General features: G+C 68.2%; 5 protein-coding genes. 4 read left to right on the forward strand and 1 reads right to left on the reverse strand.

The window, feature by feature from the left end:
• Positions 1-79: 79 nt before the first annotated feature.
• The gene (locus tag C1A33_RS16850) at positions 80-493 is read right to left on the reverse strand and encodes a hypothetical protein (RefSeq protein WP_243407636.1); all 414 of its coding nucleotides are present in this window, start codon (positions 491-493) and stop codon (positions 80-82) included.
• 879 nt (positions 494-1,372) lie between these two features.
• On the opposite strand from C1A33_RS16850, the gene nifV reads away from it, so the two are divergent.
• The 4 genes from nifV (at position 1,373) to nifK (ending at position 6,964) form a co-directional block, all read left to right on the forward strand.
• Positions 1,373-2,590 carry a homocitrate synthase gene (gene nifV / locus C1A33_RS16855; protein ID WP_101832443.1) on the forward strand — a complete coding sequence of 406 codons (1,218 nt, stop codon included), beginning with the start codon at positions 1,373-1,375 and terminating at the stop codon, positions 2,588-2,590.
• Positions 2,591-2,811: 221 nt separating this feature from the next.
• Positions 2,812-3,675 carry a nitrogenase iron protein gene (gene nifH, locus C1A33_RS16860; RefSeq protein ID WP_101832446.1) on the forward strand — a complete coding sequence of 288 codons (864 nt, stop codon included), beginning with the start codon at positions 2,812-2,814 and terminating at the stop codon, positions 3,673-3,675.
• Positions 3,676-3,743: 68 nt separating this feature from the next.
• Complete coding sequence (nifD, locus tag C1A33_RS16865; RefSeq protein ID WP_101832444.1) at positions 3,744-5,204, forward strand: nitrogenase molybdenum-iron protein alpha chain; 1,461 nt, start codon at positions 3,744-3,746, stop codon at positions 5,202-5,204.
• 197 nt (positions 5,205-5,401) lie between these two features.
• Positions 5,402-6,964, forward strand: coding sequence for a nitrogenase molybdenum-iron protein subunit beta (nifK, locus tag C1A33_RS16870; protein ID WP_101832445.1), 1,563 nt, complete (start codon positions 5,402-5,404; stop codon positions 6,962-6,964).
• Positions 6,965-7,202: the final 238 nt, after the last annotated feature.

Genomic DNA, 7,202 nt, shown 5'->3' on the forward strand with positions numbered 1-7,202 from the left:
GCCCTGACCGCCGCCGGTTGTTCGGACCCTCTCGGCGTCCGACTGGTGGCGCCGGTCGTGGCGGATCATCAGGCGGCGGTCAGGGCAGGTCGCGGGCGCAGTCCCGGCAGCGGTCATTGAGGATGGACAGGAGCTCGACGGCCTTGAGAGAGGCGTCGCGGACCTTGGCGATGTCCTGCGACGAGTTCAGGCGGATCAGGGCCGACTCGGCGCCGTCCGAGGCGCCCTCGCGGACCGCCTCGACGATCTCGGCGGCCGGCGTGCCGTACTGGAAGAGCAGGATCTCCTTGTCCTGGTAGGCGGGCAGTTCCATCGGCAGGTGCCCCAGGCCGATACCGGCGAGGTTGCGGCTGAGGATCTGCCGTACGTTCGTGCCGAGCCGGCCGTAGCCACCGATCTCCCGCAGCAAGCCCATGGTGGTCCTGAAGACTCCGTTGTTCCCCACCACTGCCGCCCGCAGGTCCTCCCAGTTGCCCGGGGCATCGGTTGGCATACCGATCATCTGGGCCTCCGACATCTCTACCGTCCCAGCAGGCAACCGACGCACCTCGCGTCTGTGTGTACGGACACGTCCAGCTCCTTCCGCTCGCCCGGCAGGGAAAGCACCACCTGGCGCGGTCCTGTCCGGACCAGGGCGCGTACCCTGCCGTTATCTACTGCCATTCTTTTGTTATCCATAAGATATCCGACAGGCCTCGTGAGGTCCAAGGCAAGAACGCCCGCAAGGGTTTCGAAACCGTTAACCCTCGCTGCACAGGACGATGGTGACGCCATCTGGCCGTGCCGATTAGTGCGTACTCCGCACCGCCCGCCGCCAGCGTCGAAGAAGGGGTGGAGAGGGAGTGGAGAAGGGTCGAAAACACCATTCCGTAGTCTCTGTGTCACGGATTGATGGTCCTGGTTCACTCGATCGGATACCCCGGCATCCGCACGGGCGGATGCCGCCCGGCGGATGGCGTTATTCGCTCCGCGGCCACTGGCACCCTCGGTCAGGTTCGCGACCCCGTGGGCCCCCGACCTGCCAGGTGGGCCCACCCCAGCAGTGTGACCGGGCCCATGTCAGGCGGCTCCGTGGCGGCGCGGAGGCGACTCCACGGCGACTCCACAGCGACTCCATGACGGCGCCACGCCGGCTCGGTAGCGGGACCCCGAAGAAAAATTCATCCTTGGATTTATCCTGCGGAATATCTTCACGGACAACTCGCCGGGAAAGCTTCCGAACATCTCGCCAGAATACCTGTTAACCGCGAAGTTACCGGCGCTTGCCGACTCGAAATAATCGGCTCCTAGTCTGATTCATGTCGCCGCCGAACAAACGGTGAACCGCAGTTCGCGGCGCGGCCCATGCCCTTCAGTTCCGGAGCGACGGCTGGTGATGACAGTGCGCGAGACCCGTTTTCCCAGCTCATCTGCCACGGCGACACAGCCGGACGCGGTGGTCAGATTCTGCGACACCACGCTCCGCGACGGCGAGCAGGCGCCTGGTGTCGCGTTCACCGCGGCCGAGAAACTCGCCATCGCCGGCGCTCTGGACGCCATCGGCGTACACCAGATCGAGGCCGGCATCCCGGCCATGGGTGTCACCGAACGGGACGTGCTGCGGGAGATCCTCGCGACCGACCCGAAGGCCGAGATCGTGGGCTGGTGCCGGGCCGATCACCGCGATGTCGAGGCCGCGGCCAGCTGCGGCCTTGTCACCGCGCACCTGACCATCCCCGTCTCCGACTTGCACCTGAAGAGCAAGTTGGAGCGGGACCGGGCCTGGGCGCGGCGGCGCGTCCGCGACTGCGTCGTGGACGCGACCGACCGGGGGATGCGGGTGAGCGTCGGTTTCGAGGACGCCTCCCGCGCCGACGACGCGTTTGTCACGGACCTGGCGGGCGAACTGCGGGAGCTGGGCGTCACCCGGTTGCGCTGGGCCGACACCGTCGGCCTGCTCGACCCGGTGAGCGCGTACGACCGGCTGGGGCGACTGGTCAGGGCGGTCCCGGGGCCGTGGGAGATCCACGCCCACGACGATTTCGGCCTGGCGACGGCCAACACCATCGCCGCCGTCCAGGCGGGGTTCACCTGGGTCAGCACCACCGTGCTCGGCCTCGGTGAACGCGCCGGGAACGCTCCGATCGAGGAGGTCGCGATGGCGCTTCGGCACCTGCTGAAGCTGCCGATCGACCTCGACACCACCTCGTTCCGCACGCTGGCCCAGCTGGTCTCGCGGGCGGCTGGCCGCCCGCTGCCGGCGGGCAAGGCGGTGGTCGGCGAGTCGGTGTTCGCGCACGAGTCGGGCATCCACGTGCACGGCATCCTGCGTCATCCGGCGACCTACGAGCCGTTCGACCCCGCCGAGGTCGGCGGTCGGCGGCGGCTCACCGTCGGCAAGCACAGTGGGCGGGCGTCCCTACGCCACGCGCTCGAGCAGTGCGGCATCACCGCCGAGGAGAGCGAGCTCGAACCGCTGGTGGAACAGGTTCGGCTCGCCGCCACCCGGCACAAGCGCGGCCTCGACAGCCGTGACTTCCAGGAACTTCTCGGGCGGGTCGAGATGCCGGCCCCCCGAGCGGGGACCCCGACGCGCGAGGAACCGGTCTGACCGACCGCATCCGCGCCGACGGGTTCAGCACGACCAGCAAGGCCCCGCACATCCAGCAGGGTTCAGCACGACCCAGCAACGGTAGTGCCGACGTCCCGGTCCAACCCGACCGGCGGCACGCCCGGCATCCCGCAGACCCGAACCGTGTGACCGGCCCGACCGGCCTGGTCACGCCCGGTGATCCGCGAGCCGCGGCAGACCGTACCAAGGAGGAGCACCACATGCGCCAGATCGCCTTCTACGGCAAGGGTGGTATCGGCAAGTCCACCACCCAGCAGAACACCATGGCGGCCATGGCCGAGATGGGCAAGAAGGTCATGATCGTCGGCTGTGACCCGAAGGCCGACTCGACCCGCCTGATCCTGCACTCGAAGGCGCAGACCTCCGTCATCCAGCTGGCGGCCGAGAAGGGGTCGGTCGAGGACCTGGAGCTCGACGAGGTCCTGGTCGAGGGCCAGTGGGGCATCAAGTGCGTGGAGTCCGGTGGCCCGGAGCCGGGCGTGGGCTGCGCCGGCCGTGGCGTCATCACCTCCATCAACTACCTGGAGGAGGCCGGCGCCTACGAGGACCTCGACTTCGTGACCTACGACGTCCTTGGCGACGTCGTCTGCGGTGGCTTCGCGATGCCGATCCGCCAGGGCAAGGCGCAGGAGATCTACATCGTCACCTCCGGCGAGATGATGGCGATGTACGCGGCGAACAACATCGCCCGCGGAGTCCTCAAGTACGCGCACTCCGGTGGTGTCCGGCTCGGCGGGCTCATCTGCAACAGCCGTAACACCGACCGCGAGGACGAGCTGATCATGGAGCTCGCCCGCCGCCTCAACACCCAGATGATCCACTTCATCCCGCGCAACAACGTCGTGCAGCACGCCGAGCTGCGCCGGATGACGGTCATCGAGTACGACCCCAAGAACTCGCAGGCCGACCAGTACCGCGAGCTGGCCCGGAAGATCGTCGACAACGACATGAAGACGATCCCGACGCCGATCACCATGGACGAGCTCGAGGAGCTTCTCATCGAGTTCGGGATCATGCAGCAGGAGGACGAGAGCATCATCGGCAAGGCCGCCGCCGTCGCCTGACCCCAGCCAGACACCGACGCGCACCCGACGCTCCCTGCTCCGACACCGTCGAGGATGAGGTCCCGATCATGACGACGACGCCGGCCCCGTCCCGGGCCGAGACCGAGGCGATGATCGCCGAGGTCCTGGGTCAGTACCCCAAGAAGGCCGCGAAGTTCCGGGCCAAGCACATCAAGGCCAACGACCCCGAGGGGTCGAAGGAGTGCGAGGTCAAGTCCAACATCAAGTCCCGCCCCGGGGTCATGACGATCCGCGGGTGCGCCTACGCCGGCTCCAAGGGCGTGGTGTGGGGCCCGGTGAAGGACCTGGTCACCATCAGCCACGGCCCGGTCGGCTGCGGCCAGTACTCCTGGGCCACCCGGCGCAACTACGCGCACGGCCACCTGGGCGTGAACAACTTCACGGCGATGCAGGTCACCACCGACTTCCAGGAGAAGGACATCGTCTTCGGCGGTGACCCCAAGCTGGAGCAGGTCTGCGACGAGATCGTCGAGATGTTCCCACTGGCCAAGGGCATCTCGGTGCAGTCCGAGTGCCCGATCGGTCTGATCGGCGACGACATCGAGGCCGTCTCCAAGAAGTCCGCGAAGAAGCTCGGCATCCCGGTCATCCCGGTTCGCTGCGAGGGCTTCCGCGGCGTCAGCCAGTCGCTGGGCCACCACATCGCGAACGACGCGGTCCGCGACCACGTGCTCGGCACCGGCGGCGACACGTTCGAGCAGACGCCCTACGACGTCGCGCTCATCGGTGACTACAACATCGGCGGGGACGCCTGGGCGTCCCGGCGGATCCTCGAGGAGATGGGCCTGCGGGTCATCGCCCAGTGGTCCGGAGACGGCACGATCAACGAGATGGCCTCGACGCATCTGTCGAAGCTGAACCTGATCCACTGCTACCGGTCCATGAACTACATCTGCACGACGATGGAGGAGCGCTTCGGCACTCCCTGGACCGAGTTCAACTTCTTCGGTCCCTCGAAGATCATCTCCTCCATGCGTAAGATCGCCGAGTTCTTCGACGACGAGATCAAGGCGAAGACCGAGGCGGCGATCGCCCGCTACCAGGTGCGCTTCGACGAGATCACCAAGGCCTTCCGCCCGCGGCTGGAGGGCAAGCGGGTCATGCTCGCCGTCGGCGGCCTGCGCCCGCGGCACACGATCGGCGCCTACGAGGACCTCGGCATGGAGGTCGTCGGGACCGGCTACGAGTTCGCCCACAAGGACGACTACACCCGGACCTACGCCATGCTCAAGGAAGGCACCGTCCTCTACGACGACCCGACGGCGTTCGAGCTGGAGGAGTTCGCCAGGTTCCTCAAGCCGGACCTGATGGGCGCGGGCGTCAAGGAGAAGTACGTCTTCCACAAGATGGGCATCCCCTTCCGCCAGATGCACTCCTGGGACTACTCCGGCCCGTACCACGGCGTGGACGGCTTCGCTGTGTTCGCCCGCGACATGGACATCGCGATCAACAGCCCGGCCTGGGACCTCCTGGAGGCTCCCTGGTCGAAGTCCGGCCAGGTGGCCTGACCAGCTGGTCCGGCCGGCGACCGACCAGGCGGAATCCGCCCGGCTAGGCAGCCGTCCAGCCAGGCCTGCCGTCCAGACGGCATAGCAGTTTTTCCAGCACTGCCGGCAGCAGCCGCGGCCGCTGCGCGCGGCGGCTGCTGCCGGCAGGCATCGAGCCCCCGCTGGGGCGGGCCCCGCAGGGGAGAGGAGGACGTCCGGTGACGACGACCCCGGAGCACACGAACGCGGTCCCACTGCGTGTCCTCGACCACAACGACATCTTTCGTGACGAGGTCTACCAGAAGCAGTTCGAGGGCAAGCGCGAGTTCGAGAACGCGGCCCCGAAGGAAGAGGTCGAGCGGGTCCTCGAGTGGACCCGCGGCTGGGAGTACCGGGAGAAGAACTTCGCCCGCGAGGCCCTGACCGTCAACCCGGCCAAGGCCTGCCAGCCGCTCGGCGCGGTGCTCGCCGCCCTCGGGTTCGAGGGCACCATGCCGCTGGTGCATGGCTCGCAGGGCTGCGTGGCCTACTTCCGCAGCCACTTCGCCCGGCACTTCAAGGAGCCGGTGCCCGCCGCCTCCACCTCGATGACCGAGGACGCCGCCGTGTTCGGTGGCATCAACAACCTCGTCGAGGCGATGGAGAACATCACCGCGCTGTACAAGCCGAAGCACATCGCGGTCAGCACCACCTGCATGGCCGAGGTCATCGGTGAGGACCTGTTCGCCTACATCGGCGCGGCGCGCGAGCAGGAGGCGATCACCCAGGACTTCCCGGTCTCGTACGCCCACACCCCGTCGTTCGTCGGCTCGCACATCACCGGCTACGACGCGATGCTCAAGGGCATCCTCGAGATGCTGGCGAAGTCGCCGGACGCGGACGCGTCGAAGATCGAGAAGTCGGACCGGGTCCGGCTGAACGTGATCCCCGGCTTCGACACCTACGTCGGCAACCATCGCGAGTACCGCCGCATCCTCGAGCTGATGGGCGTCGACCCGATCATCCTGGGCGACCACTCCAGCTCGCTGGACTCCCCGGCCGACGGTGAGTACGACCTCTACCCGGGCGGCACCACGCTGCTCGAGGGCGCGCTCGCGAAGTTCAGCCGCGCGACCGTCTCGCTGCAGGAGACGGCGACCCGCAAGACGTCCGAGCTCATCCGGGACACCTGGAAGCAGGACACGGTCGTGCTGGAGACCCCGCTCGGGGTCCGCGGCACCGACGTCTTCCTCACCGAGGTCGCCCGGATCGCCGACGTGGAGATCCCCGCGGAGCTCACCGCCGAGCGCGGCCGGCTCGTCGACGCGATCACCGACTCGCACGCCTACCTGCACGGCAAGCGGGTGGGCATCGCCGGCGACCCGGACCTCGTCGTCGCGCTGACCCGCTTCGTGCTTGAGCTCGGCATGATCCCGGTGCACGTGGTGAGCACGAACTCCGACTCCAGCTTCAAGGCCCGGATGGAGAAGGTGCTCTCGGCCAGCCCGTTCGGCCAGGAGGCGACCGTCTGGCCGGAGAAGGACCTCTGGCACCTGCGGTCGCTGGTCTTCACCGAGCCGGTCGACCTGCTCATCGGCAGCATGCAGCTCAAATACATCTCCCGTGAGGCGAACGTGCCGCTGGTCCGGGTCGGCTTCCCGATCTTCGACCGGCATCACCTGCACCGCTTCCCGATCGTCGGGTACACCGGCGGCCTGCAGCTGCTCAGCCAGCTCGTCAACACGATCCTCGACGAGATGGACCGCAACGCCCCGGACCACAGCTTCGACGCGGTCCGCTGACCCGTCGCCCGCTGTAGCGCCCGAGGCGCCTCCGGCTCCGCCGCCCCCGGCGCCCCGTCGCCCGACGAGGCCGCCGACGGCCCGACTCGACAGCGCCGTCGAGTCGGGCCAGGCGGGACGAACTGGACACTGACGTGGCCGGCCGGCCGCGCCCACCGCGCTCCCTGCGGTCGGCCGGCCACTCCCGCGGGTCGAGGCAGCCGGCGCCACCTGTGGCGGCTCCCACCCAGGCCACCTG

This window comes from Frankia canadensis (assembly GCF_900197875.1).
GTDB lineage: Bacteria > Actinomycetota > Actinomycetes > Frankiales > Frankiaceae > Frankia > Frankia canadensis.

Excerpts from the sequence above, each read along its gene's own strand:
- C1A33_RS16850 (WP_243407636.1), bottom strand. The coding sequence starts at position 493 with ATGCCAACCGATGCCCCGGGCAACTGGGAGGACCTGCGGGCGGCAGTG.
- nifH (WP_101832446.1), top strand. The coding sequence starts at position 2,812 with ATGCGCCAGATCGCCTTCTACGGCAAGGGTGGTATCGGCAAGTCCACC.
- nifD (WP_101832444.1), top strand. The coding sequence starts at position 3,744 with ATGACGACGACGCCGGCCCCGTCCCGGGCCGAGACCGAGGCGATGATC.